The following is a 19600-nucleotide window of genomic DNA, read 5'->3' on the forward strand; positions in this document are numbered from 1 at the left end:
ACTTCCAACTCGCGAGGTACCTGACCGCACGGTTACCCGTGCCGTGCTTCTTACAGTGGGGCCATACCCCGCGCATGCGGGGCCGATCTACTGCTGTTCGATCTGTTCGATGCACCGGCGGAGCTCCGCCGTATCGAGCGGCCCCGGGCTTTTGAAGGCCCTGGGAAACGCCCGGCGGCGGACCGCCAGGTCGAGACAGACCAGTGTGGGGTGCACGGAGGCACCCCGGCCGGGCAGCGTACCGCGAGGATCGGGGACGCAGGCGCCCTCGATCATCACGATCCGCAGCAGATCGCCCTTGGCCGCTCGCTCCCGGCATCCCACACAGGTTCGCTCAGGGCATGCGCGGGCATGCGTCCGGCCAGACACTGTTCAGTCTACCTCCCCGCGCCCACCCCGCCCCTGGGGGGCATGATCGGGCACGTATGCGTTTCGGCCACGATGCCGGGGCCCGCACTCGCGGACCCCGGTGTCATGAACGTGATCAGGCTCGGCCGGATTCCCGGTCGGGCTGCTCGGTGTCCGGGCGGATGTCGATGCGCCACCCGGTGAGGCGCGCGGCCAGGCGGGCGTTCTGCCCCTCCTTGCCGATGGCCAGCGAGAGCTGGTAGTCGGGCACGGTCACCCGGGCGGAGCGCGCGGCGAGGTCCACGACCTCGACCTTGCTCACCCGCGCGGGGGACAGCGCGTGCGCCACCAGCTCGGCGGGGTCGTCCGACCAGTCGACGATGTCGATCTTCTCGCCGTGCAGCTCGGCCATCACGTTGCGCACCCGGCCGCCCATGGGGCCGATGCAGGCGCCCTTGGCGTTGAGGCCGGAGCGCGTGGAGCGGACCGCGATCTTGGTGCGGTGACCGGCCTCACGGGCGATGGCGGCGATCTCCACCGAGCCGTCCGCGATCTCCGGCACCTCGAGAGCGAAGAGCTTCTTGACCAGATTCGGGTGGGTGCGCGAGAGCGTGACGGACGGACCGCGCACGCCCTTCGCCACCCGTACGACGTACGTGCGCAGGCGCGTGCCGTGCTTGTACTCCTCGCCGGGGACCTGCTCCTGCACCGGCAGGATGGCCTCCAGCTTGCCGATGTCCACGAGGACGTTCTTCGGGTCCTTGCCCTGCTGGACGATGCCCGCGACGACGTCGCCCTCACGGCCCGCGAACTCACCGAAAGTGATCTCGTCCTCGGCGTCGCGCAGACGCTGGAGGATGACCTGCTTGGCGGTGGTCGCGGCGATCCGGCCGAAGCCGGACGGCGTGTCGTCGAACTCGCGGGGCTCCTCGCCCTCCTCCAGGTCCTGCGGGTCCTCCTTGGCCCACACCGTCACGTGACCGGTGGAGCGGTCCAGCTCCACGCGGGCGCGGCGACGGCTCCCCTCGGTGCGGTGGTAGGCGATGAGGAGGGCCGACTCGATCGCCTCGACCAGCAGGTCGAAGGAGATCTCCTTCTCTCGCACCAGACCCCGCAGGGCACTCATGTCGATGTCCACGGCTACGCCTCCTCTTGGCTCTCGTCGGTTTCATCGGCGGCCTCTGCCGCCGTGTCTGCGGTCTTCTCCGCGGCCTTGCGGTTGAACTCGATCTCCACGCGGGCCTTCGCGATCTCGCCGAAGGCCAGGCGCCGGGAGGTGGGCTTGCGGCCCTTGACTCCCGGGACCTCCATGTCCAGCCCCTCGTCGTCCACCGCGACGATGCGCGCCACGAGCTCGCCGCCCTCGGCGAGCTGCACCTTGATCAGACGGCCGGTGGCACGCACGTAGTGCCGGTGCTCGGTCAAAGGGCGGTCGGCGCCGGGGGAGCTGACTTCCAGGACGTACGGGGCGCCGCCCATGGCATCCGTCTCGTCGAGCTTCTCGGAGACGGCGCGGCTGACTTCCGCACACTCGTCCAGCTCGACGCCCGCATCGGAGTCCACCACGATGCGCAGCACACGCCGCTTGCCCGCCGTGGTCACCTCGATCTCTTCCAGATCCAGCTCCCGCGCGCTCACGAGAGGGGCCAGCAGCTCGCGCAGCCGCTCGCTCTGGGTGGTGCTCATCCGGGTGACTCCTCGGCCGCGTGTGCTGTTGTGGGAAAGTCGCGTGTCAGGTCAAAGCCTATCTGTTCCGGCAGCCGACTGACGATTCGGTGCCTCGTCCACGGCCATCGGCCGGCGCGCCGGTACGCTCACGTGCGGTGATCATGACCGGACCGGCGGAAAGAGGATCGTGGCGTTCACGACGACGACGCGGGGCCCGGCCGGCCCGCACCGACGCAGGGTACTGGCAGGGGGCGCCGCGGTTCTGCTGAGCGCCGGCGCCGGGGGGCTGCTCACCGGCTGTTCGGGCGCCTCAGGGGCACCCGCAGGCCCTTCCGCCGCGGAGCGGCTGCGCACCGCGGCGGGGCACGACTCCACGCAGCTGCTGGCGCGCTACGACGCCACGATCGCGGCGCACGGGGGGCTCGCGGAGCGGCTGCGGCCGCTGCGGGAGGAAGTGGCGCGCCATGCGGAGGCTTTCGGCGCGCGGCGGGGGGCGTCGGGCGTGCCGCGGGGTTCGCATGAGGCGGTGCATGGGGCGGCGGAGGGGGGCTCGCATGGGGCCCCGCATGAGGCAGCGGACGAGGGTGCGGAGGAATCGCACGGGGCGACGACCCCGGCGCCGTCCGGCTCCCCGGGCCCTTCTGAGTCGTCGTCGCCTTCTACGGGCTCCCTCGCCCCAGGCGCTTCCGCTTCCGCGCGTACAGACGACGTACCGGGCGATGAGAAAGCGGCCCTGGCCGCGCTGGCCGACGCCGAGCGGCGCACGGCGGACAACCGCGCCAAGGCTCTCGGCTCCGCCCCGCCCGAACTGGCCCGGCTGCTCGCCTCGGTGGCCGCCGCGGGCGCGGCCCACGCCTACCTGCTGGGGAGTGACGCATGACGGAGACGGCGAGCCCCAGGGCGCCCAAGGACCCCGCCGTGCGGGAGGCGCTGCGGGCGGCCCAGGCCGCGCTCGGGGCCGAGCACGCCGCCGTGTACGGCTACGGAGTCGTCGGCGCGCGCGTGGCGCAGGAACGGTCGGCGGAGGCGCGCGAGGCCTACGACGCGCACCGTGCGCGGCGCGACGCGATGAGCCGGGCCGTACGGGACCTGGGCGGCGTGCCCGAGGCTGCGGCGGCCGGGTACGCGCTGCCGTTCCCCGTCCCGGATGCGGACGCCGCCGTGCGGCTGGCGGCGGAGCTTGAGGCGCGCGTCGCGGCCGTATACGCCGATCTTGTGGCAGCCGCCCGTGGTGACCTGCGGATCGAGGCGGCCGGCGGGCTGCGTGAGGCGGCAGTGCGCGCCGTGCGCTGGCGCGGTGGCGGCGGCGTAGCCTTCCCTGGGCTCACGGAGCGGACTGCTCCGGGCGCGCCAAGCGGTTCACCCGACCGCCCCTGACCGGCAAGGACGAAAAGGACAGCACAGGGATATGAGCAACGCCGACGACCGCTTCGCACCTCCGGAGCGGCTGGTGCGGACCCTGGGCTCCGAGCCGGCGGACGGGGCGGGGCGCCAGTGGCTCGCTTCGCTGCCGGAGCGGGTGCGCGAGTTCGCGGAGCGCTGGGAGCTGACCCCGGAGCGGGTGCACGAGCCGGGCGGGCGGAGCAGCGTCGTCGTCCTCGCGCGCCGCGCCGACGGCACGGGCGCCGTGCTGAAGCTGGAAGTGCCGGGCGAGGCTGCCGCCTTGGAGCATGCGGCGCTGGCGTACTGGAACGGCCTGGGGGCGGTCCGGGTGCTCCAGGCGGAGCCCGAGGCGGGCGCACTCCTCCTGGAGCGGCTGCGTGCCGGTGTGAGCCTGCGGTCCCTGGCCGAGGCGAAGGCGGTCCTGGAAGCGACGGCGACGCTGCAACGCCTGTGGGTGCGTCCGGCAGATGACCACCCGTTCCTTTCGGTGGCCGACCACACGACGCGCCTCGCAGGCGACCTGCGGAAGCAGCGCGAGCAGCCGTGGGCGGCCGACGCCCGAGCCGTCGTCGACGAGGCCCTGGAGCTACGGGACGCGCTGACGGCCGACGCCGACGCCGCAGAGCCGGCGTCGCTGCTGCACGGTGACTACGAGCAGGGCAAGGTGCTGGCGGGCGAGCGGGCCCCTTGGCTGGCCGTCGGCCCCAGGCCGCTGGTGGGTGAGCGGGCCTACGACCTGGCGTGGCTCGCCCGTGACCGGGTCGACACCCTGATGGCCTCGCCCGGGGCCGCAGCCATCGCCCGGCGGCGTGTGGCCAAGCTCGCCGACGCCCTGGACGTCGACCGCGACCGGCTGCGCGGCTGGACCCTCTTCCGTACGGCGGAGGCGGGCATGCGCGAACTCGCCTCAGGGGCGCGCGCACGGGGCGAACTCCTGCTGGAGTTCGCGGGGATGCTCTGACGGGGTGTCCCGCCCCATGCGGTGCGGGAGCCTCCGCCCCATGCGGGCCCTTCTCCGCCCCATGCGGCGCGAGCACCCGCGCCCCATGCGGACCCCGTCTCCGCCCCATGCCATGCCGGAATCCCGCCCCATGCGAGTTCAGGCTCCGCCCCATGCGGCCGGGGCACGGGGCCCCGGCCGTCTTCGACGAACCGTCAGCGGCGCGCGCTGAGGCGCTCGATCGCCTCGGCGACCGGGAGCTCCTCACGGGCACCCGTGCGCCGGTCCTTCAGCTCGACGAGCCCCTGGGGCGCCCCGCGGCCGACCACCAGGATCTCCGGGATGCCGATCAGCTCGGCGTCGGTGAACTTCACGCCCGGGGAGACGCCGGTGCGGTCGTCGACGAGGACCCGGACGCCTGCCGAACCCAGCTTGTCGGCGAGCTCCAGGGCGAGTTCGGTCTGTACGGCCTTGCCCGCCGCGACGATGTGCACGTCCGCCGGGGCGACCTCGCGGGGCCAGCACAGGCCGGACTCGTCGTGCGTCTGCTCGGCGAGAGCCGCCACGGCGCGGGAGACGCCGATGCCGTACGAACCCATGGTGACGCGGACCGGCTTGCCGTTCTGCCCGAGGACGTCGAGCCCGAAGGCGTCGGCGTACTTGCGGCCCAGCTGGAAGATGTGGCCGATCTCGATCGCCCGGCCGATCTCCAGTCCCGCCCCGCAGCGGGGGCAGGGGTCGCCCGGCTCGACCACGACGACATCGAGGTACTGGTCGACCTCGAAGTCCCGTCCGCACACCACGTTACGGGCGTGCGTACCGGGCTTGTTGGCACCGGTGATCCAGGCGGTGCCGGGCGCCACGCGCGGGTCGGCGATGTAGCGCAGCTTGAGGCCCTGCGGGCCGACGTAGCCCCGTACGAGGTCGGGCCGGTCCGCGAAGTCCTCGGCGGTGACCAGCTCGACGACGGCGGGTGCCAGGTGCTCCCCCAGCTTGCCGAGGTCGACCTCGCGGTCGCCCGGCACGCCGACGGCGGTGATCTCGCCGTCGACCTTGACGAGGAGGTTCTTCAGCGTCGCGGAGGCCGGCACGCCGAGGTGGGCCGCGAGGGTCTCGATGGTGGGCGTGTCGGGCGTGTCCAGCTCCTCGACGGCCCCGTGGCCGGCGGGGTCGGAGGGGCTCACGGCCACGGTGACGGCTTCGGTGTTGGCGGCGTAGTCGCACTGCGGGCAGTCCACGAAGGTGTCCTCGCCGGCTGCGGCCGGGGCGAGGAACTCCTCGGACGCGGAGCCGCCCATGGCGCCCGAGACGGCGGAGACGACGCGGTAGTCGAGGCCGAGGCGCTCGAAGATGCGGGTGTACGCCTCGCGGTGCAGACGGTAGGACTCGGCGAGCCCTTCGTCCGTGGTGTCGAAGGAGTAGGAGTCCTTCATCTGGAACTCGCGCCCGCGCAGCACGCCGGAGCGGGGCCGGGCCTCGTCACGGTACTTGGTCTGGATCTGGTAGAGGATCACGGGCAGGTCCTTGTAGGACGTGCACTGGTCCTTGACCGTGAGGGTGAAGATCTCCTCGTGCGTGGGGCCGAGCAGGTAGTCGGCGCCCTTGCGGTCCTTGAGGCGGAAGAGGAGGTCGCCGTACTCCTCCCAGCGCCCGCTGGCCTCGTAGGGCTCCTTGGGCAGCAGGGCGGGCAGCAGGACCTCCTGGCCCCCGATGGCGTCCATCTCCTCCCGCACCACCCGGGAGACGTTGTCCAGCACCTTCTTGCCGAGCGGCAGCCAGGTCCAGACACCGGCGGACGAGCGTCGGACGTAGCCGGCGCGGACCAGCAGCTTGTGGCTGGCGGTCTCCGCGTCGGCCGGGTCGTCGCGCAGTGTCTTCAGCAGCGTGGTGGACATGCGCTGGACATGGGCCATCGTGGGTCTCCTGGCAAGGCGTAGGGAATGGTCAGGAGACTAGCGGCAGCCGGGGCTCCGCTGAAACGAGTTCTCACGCCGGGCGGGATCACGTCCGGCGGCCCACGCGGCCCCACCCTCCGGCCCCGTGCCTCACCCCAGCAGCGGCAGCGGGGCCCCCATCACCACGTACGGGCTCTGGGCGCTGGGGAAGTGCACGGGGCGCGCCAGGTCGCGGTAGCCGAGCCTGCGGTAGAGGGCACGGGCCGGGGACTCGGTGTCGACGGCGGAGAGGATCGAGCGCGGCTCGGCGGCGCTGTCGGTGATCATGGTGATGAGGGCCCGGCCGATGCCCCGTTTCTGGAAGTCGGGGTGGACGTGCAGCTCCGTGATGACGAAGGAATCGTCGAGCCACCCTTCGGTGCCCGTGGCGCGCAGGTAGGGCTCGACGACGCCCGACCACCAGTGGGTGCGGTCGTTGGGCATCCCGTAGACGAAGCCGACGAGCCGCCCGCCCCGGGCGGTTGCCCCGAGGGCGCGGGCACCGCGGGAGGCGAGGTGGCGCAGCACGATGTGCCGCCGTACGGCGACCTCTTCCGCGGTGAGCCCGAAGGCCTGTGCCTGCACGGCCAGCGCGTCGTCGACCCGCGCGGCGAGGTCGAGCGGCCCGACCACGATGTCATCCATGCGGGGAGGCTACCCGCAGGTTCCCTGCGCGCGGGGCCCGGCGGGTCGGAACAGCACGCCGGCTCAGAACAGCACGCTCATGAACGCGCCGGTCTCCTCGAAGCCCACGCGCCGGTAGGCGGCCCGTGCCGCGGTGTTGTAGTCGTTGACGTAGAGGCTGACGACGGGCGAGACCTCGGCGAGGGCGTAGCGCAGGACGGCCGCCATGCCGGTCACGGACAGGCCGCGGCCGCGGTGCTCGGGGGCGACCCAGACGCCCTGGATCTGGCAGGCGCGGGGCGTCGCGGCGCCGATCTCGGCCTTGAAGACGACACGGCCGTCCTCGATGCGGGCGAAGGAGCGGCCGGAGCCCACGAGCTCGGCGACGCGGGCCTGGTAGAGGAGCCCGCCGTCCCCGGCGAGCGGGGAGACGCCGACCTCCTCGGTGAACATGGCCACGCAGGCCGGCATGATCACTTCCATCTCGTCCTTGCGGATGCGGCGGACGAGGGGATCGGCCTCGATGTCGGCGGGCATGGAGCGGGTGACCATGAGGGGCTGGTGGGCGCGGACCTCGCGCGCGGGGCCCCAGTGGGGCTCGAGGAGCGACCAGAGCGCGGACGTGGCCTCCGCGGGGCCCACGATGGAGGAGCAGCGGCGCCCCGCGCGGCGTGCACGGTCGGCGAAGGCCCGTACGGCCTCGGGCCCCGCGCAGATGGGGACGAGGTTGGCGCCTGCGTAGCAGAGGGACTCGAGGCGGCCGCCGGAGTACCAGCCCCACATCTCGCCGCCGAGCCGCCAGGGATCGAGGCCCGCGACCTGGACGCGGGCGGCGACGAAGGCGTTGGCGACGGGGTCGCGGTCGAGGACGTCGAGGGCGGCCTCGATGTCGCCGGGCTCCAGGACCTTGGTGGTGGTCGTCGTCAGCACGTGTGGATTTGCCTCACCGTCGCGGGGCCCGAGGCCATGGGAACAGGTCTTGGAACTGTACCTCTCAGCCTCCTGGCGCACCCCCCTTGTGGCCGCATGGGGCGGGAACCGCCGGTGCCCCGCCCCGTGCTGGACGGGAGGCGGGGCACAGCGGTGTGCGTGGGCGCACGAGGCGCCCGTGAGGGGTCAGCCGGCGACGCTGATCTTGGGCTCGCCGGAGGCGACGCCGTCCTTCTCCATCTGCTCGGCGATCTTCAGGGCTTCCTCGATGAGGGTCTCCACGATCTTCGACTCCGGCACGGTCTTGATGACCTCGCCCTTGACGAAGATCTGCCCCTTGCCGTTACCCGAAGCGACACCCAGATCGGCCTCACGGGCCTCACCCGGACCGTTCACGACGCAGCCCATCACCGCGACGCGCAGCGGCACCTCCATGCCCTCCAGACCGGCACTGACCTGATCCGCGAGCTTGTACACATCCACCTGCGCACGACCGCAGGACGGGCAGGAGACGATCTCCAAACGGCGCTGGCGCAGGCCCAGGGACTCCAGGATCTGCATGCCGACCTTGATCTCCTCCGCCGGCGGCGCCGACAGCGAGACACGGATCGTGTCACCGATGCCCTCCGACAGCAGCGCACCGAACGCCACCGCGGACTTGATCGTGCCCTGGAACGCCGGCCCCGCCTCCGTCACACCCAGGTGCAGCGGGTAATCACACTGCGCCGCCAGCTGACGGTACGCGTTGACCATGACGACCGGGTCGTTGTGCTTGACCGAGATCTTGATGTCGCGGAAGCCGTGCTCCTCGAAGAGCGACGCCTCCCACAGCGCCGACTCCACCAGCGCCTCAGGCGTCGCCTTGCCGTACTTCTGCAGCAGCCGCCGGTCCAGCGACCCCGCGTTCACACCGATACGGATCGGCGTACCCGCATCCGAGGCCGCCTTCGCGATCTCCTTGACCTTGTCGTCGAACTGCTTGATGTTGCCCGGGTTCACACGGACCGCCGCGCACCCCGCATCGATCGCCGCGAAAACGTACTTCGGCTGGAAGTGGATGTCCGCGATCACCGGAATCTGCGACTTCTTCGCGATCACCGGAAGCGCGTCCGCGTCATCCTGCGTGGGACAGGCCACCCGCACGATCTGGCAGCCCGACGCCGTCAGCTCCGCGATCTGCTGAAGCGTGGCACCGATGTCCGACGTCCTGGTCGTCGTCATCGACTGCACCGAGACGGGTGCGTCGCCTCCGACGGCCACGGAGCCGACCTGGATCTTGCGGCTGACCCTGCGGTCGGCGAGCTTGATCGGAACGGAAGGCATTCCAAGCGAAATCGCAGTCATGTGGCGAGCAACCCCAAGGTGTGAATCAAGGTCCCGAGATCGGCGGGCTCCGCTTCGAGATTACGGCACCCGGTCCGTTCGAAGCACATCCCACCGCGGAGGCCCCCCAAACGTAGACGACCGGCCACAGACTGCAGCCGGTCGCCACAAACGGGCGTTTGTCCCCGCTTCGCGCTAGGTGAGCCGCACAGGATTCACCACGTCCGCGATGAGGACGAGAAGAGTGAAGCAGATGAAGATTCCCGCCACCACATAGGCGACCGGCATCAGCTTCGCGACGTCGAACGGCCCCGGGTCGGGGCGGCGGAACACCTTCGCGAAGGCGCGCCGCACGGACTCCCACAGGGCCCCGGCGATGTGCCCGCCGTCCAGCGGCAGCAGGGGCAGCATGTTGAACAGGAACAGCGAGAGGTTGAAGCCCGCGACCAGGAACAGCATGGTGGCGATCTGCTGCGACGGCGGGATGTCGAGGTTGAAGACCTCACCGCCGACCCGTGCCGCGCCGACGACGCCCATCGGGGAGTCCGCCTTGCGCTCGCCGCCGTCGAAGGCAGCGTTCCACAGGTCGGGGATCTTGCTGGGAAGGGCGATCAGTGACTCGACGCCGGACTGCACCATGTCGCCCATACGGTCGACGGACTGGCCGAAGCTCTGCGGCACGACGCCCGTGGCGGGCGCGAAGCCGAGGAAGCCGGCCGTCACGTACTGCCCCTTGATGGGCGCGCCCTTGCTGTCGTACTTCTGGACCTGGTTGGAGATGAGGTTCGCGCTCAGGGTCTTACGGACGCCGTCCCGCTCGACGGTGACGGTGGCGGGGCCGGTGGTCTTGCGGATCTCCTTCTGGAGCGTGGCCCAGTCGTCCGTACGGTGCCCGTTGAACGCCACGATCTTGTCGCGCGGCTTGAGGCCGGCGGCCTTGGCCGGGGAGTCCGGGTTCCCCTTGCCGCACTTGTCGGTCTGGGCGCTCGCTGCGACGACGCAGTCGGAGACGGTGGAGACGGTCGTCGTCTGCGTGTTGATCCCGAAGGACATCATCACGCCGAGGAAGATCACGACGGCCAGGACGAGGTTCATGAACGGCCCGGCGAACATCACGATCACGCGCTTCCACGGCTTGCGCGTGTAGAACAGCCGGGACTCGTCACCGGGCTGCAGCTCCTCGAAGGCGGCCGAGCGGGCGTCCTCGATCATGCCGCGCCACGGCGAGGTGGAGCGGGCGGCGATCCGGCCGTCCGCGCCGGGCGGGAACATCCCGATCATGCGGATGTAGCCGCCGAGCGGGATGGCCTTGACCCCGTACTCGGTCTCGCCCTTCTTGCGCGAGAAGATCGTCGGCCCGAAGCCGACCATGTACTGCGGCACGCGGATGCCGAAGAGCTTCGCGGTCGACAGGTGGCCGAGCTCGTGCCAGGCGATCGAGAAGAGCAGGCCCACCACGAAGACGACTATCCCGAGGACCGTCATCAGTGTCGTCATGCGCGGGCCTCCGAGGTCGCCTTCGCGGTACGGGATGCCGGAGCCGTCCGCGCTGCCAGTTCACGGGCCCGGGCGCGTGCCCAGGCCTCCGCTTCCAAGACGTCCGCGACGGTGAGGCGGGTTCCCGTGGTGGGCGTGCCGTGTTCCGCCACCACCTCCGCGACCGTATCGACAATCCCGTTGAACGGCAGCCCGCCCGCGAGGAAGGCGTCGACGCACTCCTCGTTGGCCGCGTTGAAGACGGCGGGCGCCGTGCCCCCGAGCTCGCCCACGTGCCGGGCCAGGGCGACCGACGGGAAGGCCTCCTCGTCGAGCGGGAAGAACTCCCAGGTGGAGGCCGTGGACCAGTCGAAGGCGGGGGCCGCGTCCGGGATCCGCTCCGGCCAGCCCAGGCCGATGGCGATGGGGCCGCGCATGTCCGGCGGGGTGGCCTGGGCCAGCGTGGAGCCGTCCACGAACTCCACCATCGAGTGGACGTAGGACTGCGGGTGGACGACGACCTCGATGCGGTCGAACGGGATGTCGTACAGCAGGTGCGCCTCGATGACCTCCAGTCCCTTGTTGACCAGGGTCGCGGAGTTGATCGTGATCACCGGCCCCATGGACCAGGTCGGGTGCGCGAGGGCGTCCTCACGGGTGACGGAGGCCAGCTCGGCCTTCGTACGGCCCCGGAAGGGCCCGCCCGAGGCCGTGACGACCAGCTTGCGGACCTCGGCGCGCGTGCCGCCCAGCAGCGCCTGGAAGAGCGCGGCGTGCTCGGAGTCCACGGGGATGATCTGGCCGGGCTTGGCGAGCGCCTTGACCAGCGGGCCGCCGACGATCAGCGACTCCTTGTTGGCCAGCGCGAGCGTCCGGCCGGCCTCCAGGGCGGCCAGGGTCGGCGCCAGGCCGATCGAGCCGGTGATCCCGTTGAGGACGGTGTGGCACTCGCTGCGCGCCAGCTCGGTGGCCGCCTCGGGCCCCGCCAGGATCTCGGGGAGCGGCTCCCCCGCCCCGTACTGCACCGCCAGCGCCTCGCGCAGCGCGGGCACGGTCTCGGCACGGGCGACGGCGACGGTGCGCACCCGCAGCTGCCGCGCCTGCTCGGCGAGGAGCCCCACGCGGCCGCCGGCGGCCGACAGGCCGGTCACCCGGAACCGGTCGGGGTTGCGGAGCACGAGATCGATGGCCTGGGTCCCGACCGAGCCGGTCGAACCGAGGATCACGATCTCGCGGGGTCCGCCCGCGGCGGTGGGGGCGGAGTAGCGCAGATGCGGGTCAGCGAGGGAGTCCGTCATGGACTCATTGTTGCGTCTTCCGCCCGGAGAGCGGACAGGGAGCCCCCGTACGGCCTCTGGGGAGCGGTGTCGGCGTGGGGCGGGGGCGGGCTTACCGGTAGCGAGGAGCCGGGGGTGAGCGCGGGGCGGGGGCGCCCGCATGGGGCGAGGGCAGGCACGCATGGGGCGGAATGCCGGCTGCGCACGGGCCGAGGCCACGCCCGCATGGGGCGAGGCAGACCACCCCGCCGCATGGGGCGCGGCAGACCGCCCCGCGTGGGGCGGGGCGGGGCTGCGTGGGGCGGGGAGACCCTGTGCATGGGGCGGGGAACGCTGCGCACGGGGCGCAAGGTCTCCGCCTCATGCGGGGGCACCCGCACCCCCGCATGAGGCGGAGGCCACCTCGCGCGGGACTGCGGGCTCAGCGGATGGGGCGGTGGACGTTGTCCGTCTTGGCCGGGCCGGGTGTGGCGTCCGCGATCCAGGGGCCGTCACCGCTGGGGTCGAGGATGCCGGCCTCGAGCCACTCGTACGCCCCGGACATCACTCCGGAGACGACCTTGCGGTCGAGGTCGTCGGTGTTCGTCCATAGCCGCCCGAAGAGCTCCTCCGTGCGGATCCTGGCCTGCCGGCAGAAGGCGTCGGCGAGCTCGTACGCTTCCACGCCGTGCTCACCCTCGGCACGCAGCCGCTCCGCACGGACGCAGGCCGCGCTCATCGCGAAGAGCTCCGCGCCGATGTCGACGATGCGCCCGAGGAAGCCCTGCTTGGTCTCCATGCGGCCCTGCCAGCGCGACATGGCGTAGAAGGTGGAGCGGGCGAGTTTGCGCGAGGAACGCTCGACGTAGCGGAGGTGGGTGGCGAGGTCGCGGTGGCCCGCGGGACGGAATTCCGCGTAGGTGCGCGGGAGCTGCCCGGGGCCGGTGACCAGTTTGGGCAGCCAGCGGGCGTAGAAGCCCCCTGCGCGGGCTCCTGCGCGGGCCTTGTCGCCCAAGGACTTGTCCGGGTCGATCAGGTCGCCTGCGACGGAGAGGTGGGCGTCCACGGCCTCGCGAGCGATCAGCAGGTGCATGATCTCCGTGGAGCCCTCGAAGATGCGGTTGATGCGCGCGTCGCGCAGCATCTGCTCGGCGGGGACGGCGCGCTCGCCCCGTGCGGCGAGCGAGGCGGCGCTCTCGTAGCCCCGTCCGCCGCGGATCTGCACGAGTTCGTCGGTCATCAGCCAGGCCATCTCGCTGGCGTACAGCTTGGCGAGGGCGGCCTCGATACGGATGTCGTTACGGTTCTCGTCGGCCATCTGGCCCGAGAGGTCGAGGACTGCCTCCAGGGCGAAGGTGGTCGCGGCGATGAAGGAGATCTTCGATCCCACCGCCTCGTGCTTGGCGATGGGCTTGCCCCACTGCTCACGCGCCGTGGACCACTCGCGGGCGATCTTCAGCGCCCACTTGCCGCCGGCGACGCACATGGCGGGGATGGAGAGCCGGCCGGTGTTGAGCGTCGTCAGGGCGATCTTGAGTCCGGAGCCCTCGGGGCCGATGCGGTTGGCGGCGGGGACGCGCACCTGGTGGAAGCGGGTGACGCCGTTCTCGAGGCCGCGCAGGCCCATGAAGGCGTTGCGGCGCTCGACGGTGACGCCGTCCGCCGCGGCCTCGACGACGAAGGCCGTGATACCTCCCTTATGGCCCTCGCTCCTGGGGACCCGTGCCATGACGACCAGCAGGTCCGCGACGACGCCGTTGGTCGTCCAGAGCTTGACCCCGTCGAGGATGTAGTCGTCGCCGTCGGGGACCGCGGAAGTGGCGAGGCGCGCGGGGTCGGAACCGACGTCCGGCTCGGTGAGCAGGAACGCCGAAATGTCGGTGTGTGCGCACCGCGGGAGGAAGGTTTCCTTCTGCTGCTGAGTACCGAAAAGTTTGAGCGGCTGGGGCACCCCGATCGACTGGTGGGCGGAGAGCAGCGCGCCGACGGCCGGGCTGACGGAGCCCACGACGGCGAGGGCCTTGTTGTAGTAGACCGACGTGAGCCCGAGGCCCCCGTACTTGGTGTCGATCTTCATACCGAGGGCGCCGAGCTCCTTGAGCCCGTTCACCGTCTCGTCCGGGATCCTCGCCTCGCGCTCGATCCGGGCGGGGTCGATACGGTTCTCGCAGAAGTCGCGCAGCTTCGCGAGGAACTCCTCGCCGCGCCGTACATCCTCCAGCGCGGGGGTCGGGTGCGGGTGGATCAGGTCGAGGCGGAACCGGCCGAGGAAGAGCTCCTTGGCGAAGCTCGGCTTCTTCCAGTCCTGCTCCCGGGCCGCTTCGGCGACCTGGCGTGCTTCGCGCTCGGAGACCGGTCGTACGGATGGTGCGGTCATGAGGCACCTCGCCGCTTCAGTCGGGGCCGTCCCGGTCGGCTACCGACCGGTACTACTGGACCGTATGTACCCGATCCTCCCGGCATCTACCAGACCTCGCGCAACGTTCCGGCCCGGGGAGCAGCGAGAGGGCCGCGCGGAGCGGGGACGGCGCCTCGTGCGGGGCGCGGGACGATGCCCCATGCGGGGCTCAGGGCGGGGAGTAGTTGGCGCCCCGTGCGGGGCATGGGGCGGGGAGCAGTTGCCGCCTCATGCAGGGCATGGGGCCATGGGACGAGGCATGGGGCATGGGGCGGCCGGTCAGCGCCCCATGCCCGGGGTGACCAGACCGCTCTCGTAGGCGACGACGACCGCCTGTGCACGGCTGCAGAGGCCGAGCTTGGCCATCGCACGGTTGAGGTGGGTCTTGACGGTGGCCTCGCTGATGACGAGCTCGGCGGCGATCTCGGCGTTGGACAGGCCCCGTGCGGTGGCGCGCAGTACCTCCAGCTCCCGGCCGGTCAGCGCCTCAAGGGCGGCGCCGGGCGGCGCAGCGGCGCCGACGCCGGCGCGCTGGGTGAACGCCTCGACGAGGCGGCGGGTGACGCTGGGCGCGAAGAGTGTGTCGCCCCCTGCCACGGCCGTGACGGCCGCCAGGAGCCGCTGCGGGCCCGCGTCCTTGAGGAGGAAACCGGCCGCGCCGGCGCGCAAGGCCGCATACACGTACTCGTCGAGGTCGAAGGTGGTCAGCACCAGGACACGGGGCGGAGGGGGCGGCGCGTCCCGCAGGATGCGCTCGGTGGCCGTGATGCCGCTGAGGTCGGGCATCCGGATGTCCATGAGGATCACGTCGGGCCGGTGCTTCGCGGCGAGCGCTATGGCCTCCTGGCCGCCGGACGCCTCGGCGACGACCTCCATGCCGGGCGCGGCGCGCAGCAGGGCGGCGACGCCGGCGCGGATGAGTACCTGGTCGTCGACGACGAGGACACGGATGTCCCCCGTGGGGCCCGTATCAGGGGCCTTGGTCTCTCCGGCCTTCCCAGTCATCCCCCGCCGTCCCTCTCCCGTGCGACGCCGGCTGCAACGGGAGGGTGAGCCGGACCTCGAACCCGCCCTCGTCGCGCGGGCCGGCGGCCAGGGTTCCCCCGTAGATCCTGGCGCGCTCGCGCATGCCGATCAACCCGTGCCCGCCTGTCGGGTCCGGGATGGCCGGAACGTTTCCCTGCCCGGTGTCGGTGACCCGTACGGACAGCCGGTGCGAGCTGAACGCGACGTGGACGGTGGCCCGCGCGGGGCGGGCGTGCTTGATGACGTTCGTCAGCGCCTCCTGGACGACGCGGTACGCGCACAGGTCGGGGCCCGGCGCGAGGGGCCGCCACTCCCCCTCGATCCGCAGTTCCACTTCAACGCCTGCCGCCCGCACCCGGTCGGCCGTCTCCTCGAGCCGGTCCAAGCCGGGCGTCGGCTGGTACGGGCCCTCGCCAGCGTTCTCGCCAACGCCCTCCGGGCCGACGCGCAGGACGGCCAGGAGCCGGCGCAGTTCCTCCAGAGCCTCGCCGCTGGTGGCCGAGATGGTGCCGAGTGCGTTGCGCGCGGTGCCGGGGTCGGCTGTGAAGACGTAGTGGGCGAGGCCCGCCTGGACGGATATCACCGACATGTGGTGGGCGACCACGTCGTGCAGCTCGCGGGCGATGCGGACGCGCTCCTCGGCGACGGCGCGGCGGGCGTTCTCCTCGCGCTCGCGGCGGAGCTGCTCGGTCAGCTCGGACAGGGTGCGGTTGCGGGCGGCCAACTTGCGCGCGTTGTCGCCGAACTTCCACAGGATGCAGGGCACGACCAGGGACTGGGCTAAAGCCGTCGTGATGTCGTTGTTCCGGGAGAGCAGCCCGCCAGTCACCCAGACCGCGGCGAGCACGGCGCCGCAGACCGCGGCGTGGGCCGTGCGGCGTACGGAGGCGACCGTGTACAGCGCCAGCATCAGGGCTGCACTGTTGACGACCGGCCAGAACCCGGCCGCGATGTACCACAGCCACAAGGCGGTGGCGCCGGCGAAGACCGTGACGGGCGCGCGGCGGCGGGCTGCGAGGGAGAGGTTGATGACGCAGATCAGCCCGTAGCCCAGGGCATCCGGCCGGTCCCAGTACCAGCCTTCGGGCGGGCGTTCACTGGCGAGCAGCAGTGCCACGACGGTGAAGCCCACCGCCAACGGCACGTCCAGGGCCGCCCTCGGCCAGCCCGCGACATGCCGTTCCAGCGCCCGAACCGTCCGCATCGCCGCAGGGTAGCCGCCGTGGCAGCGGTTGGGCATCGGTCAGGCGGAGGCTGTGCCGCCTACCGCGCCGGTTGGAGAAGACCTTCCGGCTACTGCGTGGGTTGAGGGAGGAATTCCACCCGTTACGGGACGACCGGCGCGCAGCCGCTCCGTACCGTCGGTGAGGTCGGCCCGGGTTGGTACGGGGGACAGGCCGACGGTACGGGGGAACGCAGTGCGCTCCGCGCTCTGGGCTGGGCACGGGGCGCACTGTGCGGGCATGAGGCCGGGCTTGCGGCAGCCGCACACGTGGCGTGGGGGCCGGCATGGGGCGGGGGGGCATGGGGCGAGGCGGTCAGTCGCCGACCGTGAGCACGATCTTCCCGGCGGTGCGGCCCGTCTCCCCGAGTTCGTGTGCCTTGGCGGCCTCCGCGAGCGGCAGGACAGCGGCGATCTCGGTGCGCAGCCGCCCGGACTCGACGAGCTCGCTGATGCCCCGCAGGCCCGCCAGGTCGGGCTCGACCATCATGCGCACGGCGCGGATGCCGCGCTCGCGCGCCTCGGCGAGGACCGGCTCCGTCAGGGGGAGCAGCGAGACGAGGGTGCCGCCGGCGCGGAGAGTACGCAAGGAGCGGGCCGGGTAGTCGCCACTGATGGACTCCACGACGGCGTCGAGGCCGCTGAGCTCCTCGGCGAAGTCCTGCTCGCGGTAGTCGATGAGTTCGTCGGCTCCGAGGCCCCGCAGGAACTCGTGCTTGGCGGCGCTTGCGGTTCCGATGACGTACGCGCCCCGCGCCTTGGCGATCTGGACGGCCAGGTGGCCCACGCCGCCCGCAGCCGCGTGGATCAGCACGCGCTGCCCCTCGGTGACGCGGGCGGTGTCCACGACGGCCTGCCACGCCGTGAGGGCGGCGAGGGGCAGTGCAGCGGCCTGTACGTGGTCGAGACCTTGCGGCTTGGGGGCGAAGTGCCGGGCGGGCGCGGCGACGTACTCGGCGTACGCGCCGGCCGGGTGCGGGAAGCGCGGCATGCCGTACACCTCGTCGCCCGGGGCGTACAGCGTCACGCCGTCGCCGACCGCCTCGACCACACCCGAGACGTCGAAGCCGAGACCGAAGGGCGGGGTGTCCCCGGTGTAGTAGTAGCCGCGCGCCCGGGTCTTCCAGTCGACGGGGTTGACCCCCGCGGCCCGTACCCGCACGAGGATCTCGGTGGGCCCCGCCACGGGGCGGTCGGTCTCGGCCAGGCGCAGCACCTCGGGGCCGCCGGCGGACTCCTGACGGATGGCGTGCATGCGGGCGGGGGCTGCGTTCATGGCGGTGGGCTCCTTGCGGTCGTTCTGTTTCGATGCCCCCAGACTTCCGGAGATCACGAACGACAACGAGTGGCCTGACTGCCACGGTTCGCAAGAATCCGGCCAGACGGGTCGCGAGGTTGCCCTGGGGCCGCAGTCGCCCCAGCCGACGGCACGAGGCCACCGCACGGGGCTGCTGCATGGGCCCGCCTCCCTCGCCCCATGCGGTTCGGCAGGCAGCCGGAGGGGCACGGGCAGGAACACAGACGGCCGGGGCGCGCACGGAGCGCGCCCCGGCCGTCAGGCGGGACTCCTCTACCTGCAGGCGCGTGCCTTCAGGTAGTTGCTACTACAGGGCCAGACCCGTCAGGACGAGCACACGCTCGTAGGTGTAGTCGTCCATCGCGTAGCGCACGCCCTCGCGCCCCACGCCGGACTGCTTGGCGCCGCCGTAGGGCATCTGGTCCGCACGGTAGGACGGGACGTCGCCGATGATGACGCCACCGGTCTCCAGTGCACGGTGCGCCCGGAACGCCGTCTGCAGATCGTGCGTGAAGACACCGGCCTGCAGGCCGTAAGGAGAATCGTTGACCGCGGCGAAAGCGGCCTCCTCGCCCTCGGCCTTGGTGATCGTCAGGACGGGGCCGAAGACCTCCTCGCAGGCGATGGTCACGTCGGCCGGCACGTCCGCGAGCACGGTCGGGGCGTAGGTCGCGCCGTCGCGCTTGCCGCCGGTGAGGAGAGTGGCGCCCTTCTCCACAGCCTCGTCCACCCAGGACTCCACCCGCTTGGCGGCGTCCTCGCTGACCAGCGGGCCGACGTCCGTCGCGGCGTCCGACGGGTCACCGGTGACCTGCGCCTCGACGGCGGCGACGACCTTGGGCACGAGGCGCTCGTACAGCGAGGCGTCCGCGATGACCCGCTGCACCGAGATGCAGGACTGGCCGCCCTGGTAGTTCGAGAAGGTCGCGATGCGCTGCGCGGCCCAGTCGAGGTCCTCCTCGGAGGACCAGTCGGCCAGGACCACGGCCGCGCCGTTGCCGCCGAGCTCGAGGGTGACGTGCTTGCGGGGGGCGGAGTCGAGGATCGACCAGCCCACCGGCCCGGAGCCCGTGAAGGAGATGACCGGCAGGCGCTCGTCCTGGACGAGGGCCGGCATACGGTCGTTCGGGACCGGCAGCACGCTCCAGGAGCCCGCCGGCAGGTCCGTCTCGGCCAGGATCTCGCCCAGTACGAGGGAGGAGATCGGGGTCGCCGGAGCAGGCTTGAGGATGATCGGCGCGCCGACGGCGATCGCCGGGGCGACCTTGTGGGCGCTCAGGTTCAGCGGGAAGTTGAACGGCGCGATGCCCAGCACGGTGCCGCGCGGGAAGCGGCGGGTCAGCGCCAGGCGGCCGGTGCCGCCCGCGTCGGTGTCGAGGCGCTGCGCGTCACCGGCGTTGAAGCGGCGGGCCTCCTCGGCGGCCCAGCGGAAGACGGAGACGGCACGGCCGACCTCGCCTCGGGCCCACTTGATGGGCTTGCCGTTCTCGGCGGAGATGAGCTGGGCTATCTCCTCGGCGCGCTCGGTGAGCCGCTTCGCGACGTGGTCGAGGGCGGCGGTCCGCACGTGCGCGGGCGTCGCCGCGAACTCCTCTCGGACGGCGTGCGCGGCGGCCACGGCCTCCTCGACCTGCGCCTCGGTGGGCACGCTCACGGTGCCGACGAGACGGCCGTCCCAGGAGTTCGTGACGTCGAAGGTCTCCTCGCCGGTGGCCTCGCGGCCGGCCAGCCAGAACGCGTGGGGAGCAGTCACAATCCCGGCCCTTCCCAAGTGG

17 protein-coding genes are annotated in these 19600 nt (G+C 72.1%); 3 read left to right on the forward strand and 14 right to left on the reverse strand.

The window, feature by feature from the left end; translation table 11 throughout:
- Positions 1-87 precede the first annotated feature (87 nt).
- The 3 genes from IE241_RS13145 to rimP form a co-directional block, all read right to left on the reverse strand.
- Positions 88-369: a YlxR family protein gene (locus IE241_RS13145; protein WP_190021900.1), complete on the reverse strand. Its 282-nt coding sequence runs from the start codon at positions 367-369 to the stop codon at positions 88-90.
- A 115-nt stretch (positions 370-484) separates the two neighbouring features.
- Positions 485-1486, reverse strand: a complete 1002-nt coding sequence (gene nusA, locus IE241_RS13150; RefSeq protein WP_190021901.1) for a transcription termination factor NusA — start codon at positions 1484-1486, stop codon at positions 485-487.
- Between the two features lie 2 nt (positions 1487-1488).
- Complete coding sequence (gene rimP / locus IE241_RS13155) at positions 1489-2034, reverse strand: ribosome maturation factor RimP (protein ID WP_190021902.1); 546 nt, start codon at positions 2032-2034, stop codon at positions 1489-1491.
- Between the two features lie 169 nt (positions 2035-2203).
- Between rimP and IE241_RS13160 the strand changes: the two genes are divergently transcribed.
- From IE241_RS13160 to IE241_RS13170, 3 genes are read left to right on the forward strand one after another with little or no spacing between them, the layout of a single operon-like run.
- Positions 2204-2896 (forward strand): hypothetical protein, encoded by a 693-nt coding sequence (locus IE241_RS13160; protein WP_190021903.1) that lies wholly within the window; start codon positions 2204-2206, stop codon positions 2894-2896.
- Positions 2893-3393 (forward strand): ferritin-like domain-containing protein, encoded by a 501-nt coding sequence (locus tag IE241_RS13165; RefSeq protein WP_190021904.1) that lies wholly within the window; start codon positions 2893-2895, stop codon positions 3391-3393. The genes IE241_RS13160 and IE241_RS13165 overlap by 4 nt, the downstream gene beginning before the upstream one ends.
- 31 nt (positions 3394-3424) lie before the next feature.
- Entirely contained in the window at positions 3425-4360 is a 936-nt protein-coding gene (locus tag IE241_RS13170; protein WP_190021905.1) for an aminoglycoside phosphotransferase family protein, read from the forward strand.
- Between the two features lie 194 nt (positions 4361-4554).
- Here IE241_RS13170 and IE241_RS13175 read toward each other — a convergent pair whose 3' ends face one another.
- The 11 genes from IE241_RS13175 to IE241_RS13225 all read right to left on the reverse strand — a co-directional run bounded on the left by IE241_RS13175 (position 4555) and on the right by IE241_RS13225 (position 19578).
- Positions 4555-6252, reverse strand: coding sequence for a proline--tRNA ligase (locus tag IE241_RS13175; RefSeq protein WP_190021906.1), 1698 nt, complete (start codon positions 6250-6252; stop codon positions 4555-4557).
- A gap of 132 nt (positions 6253-6384) precedes the next feature.
- Complete coding sequence (locus tag IE241_RS13180) at positions 6385-6918, reverse strand: GNAT family N-acetyltransferase (RefSeq protein ID WP_190021907.1); 534 nt, start codon at positions 6916-6918, stop codon at positions 6385-6387.
- A 63-nt stretch (positions 6919-6981) separates the two neighbouring features.
- Complete coding sequence (locus IE241_RS13185; RefSeq protein ID WP_190021908.1) at positions 6982-7827, reverse strand: GNAT family N-acetyltransferase; 846 nt, start codon at positions 7825-7827, stop codon at positions 6982-6984.
- Between the two features lie 186 nt (positions 7828-8013).
- Positions 8014-9171 carry a flavodoxin-dependent (E)-4-hydroxy-3-methylbut-2-enyl-diphosphate synthase gene (gene ispG / locus IE241_RS13190; protein ID WP_058046521.1) on the reverse strand — a complete coding sequence of 386 codons (1158 nt, stop codon included), beginning with the start codon at positions 9169-9171 and terminating at the stop codon, positions 8014-8016.
- 174 nt (positions 9172-9345) lie between these two features.
- Positions 9346-10647: a M50 family metallopeptidase gene (locus tag IE241_RS13195; protein WP_190021909.1), complete on the reverse strand. Its 1302-nt coding sequence runs from the start codon at positions 10645-10647 to the stop codon at positions 9346-9348.
- Positions 10644-11924 carry a 1-deoxy-D-xylulose-5-phosphate reductoisomerase gene (gene dxr, locus IE241_RS13200; protein ID WP_190021910.1) on the reverse strand — a complete coding sequence of 427 codons (1281 nt, stop codon included), beginning with the start codon at positions 11922-11924 and terminating at the stop codon, positions 10644-10646. Before dxr ends, IE241_RS13195 begins: the two co-directional genes overlap by 4 nt.
- A 400-nt stretch (positions 11925-12324) precedes the next feature.
- The gene (locus IE241_RS13205; RefSeq protein WP_190021911.1) at positions 12325-14259 is read right to left on the reverse strand and encodes an acyl-CoA dehydrogenase family protein; all 1935 of its coding nucleotides are present in this window, start codon (positions 14257-14259) and stop codon (positions 12325-12327) included.
- 300 nt (positions 14260-14559) lie between these two features.
- A complete protein-coding gene (locus IE241_RS13210; RefSeq protein WP_190021912.1) occupies positions 14560-15285 on the reverse strand; it encodes a response regulator in 726 nt (241 codons plus the stop codon).
- Positions 15251-16510 carry a sensor histidine kinase gene (locus IE241_RS13215; RefSeq protein ID WP_190021913.1) on the reverse strand — a complete coding sequence of 420 codons (1260 nt, stop codon included), beginning with the start codon at positions 16508-16510 and terminating at the stop codon, positions 15251-15253. The genes IE241_RS13210 and IE241_RS13215 overlap by 35 nt, the downstream gene beginning before the upstream one ends.
- 334 nt (positions 16511-16844) lie before the next feature.
- The gene (locus tag IE241_RS13220) at positions 16845-17804 is read right to left on the reverse strand and encodes an NADP-dependent oxidoreductase (protein WP_229899205.1); all 960 of its coding nucleotides are present in this window, start codon (positions 17802-17804) and stop codon (positions 16845-16847) included.
- A 328-nt stretch (positions 17805-18132) separates the two neighbouring features.
- A complete protein-coding gene (locus IE241_RS13225) occupies positions 18133-19578 on the reverse strand; it encodes an aldehyde dehydrogenase family protein (RefSeq protein WP_190021914.1) in 1446 nt (481 codons plus the stop codon).
- Positions 19579-19600 lie beyond the last annotated feature (22 nt).

Origin of the sequence: Streptomyces hiroshimensis (assembly GCF_014650335.1) — a bacterium.
Taxonomy (GTDB): Bacteria; Actinomycetota; Actinomycetes; order Streptomycetales; family Streptomycetaceae; genus Streptomyces; species Streptomyces hiroshimensis.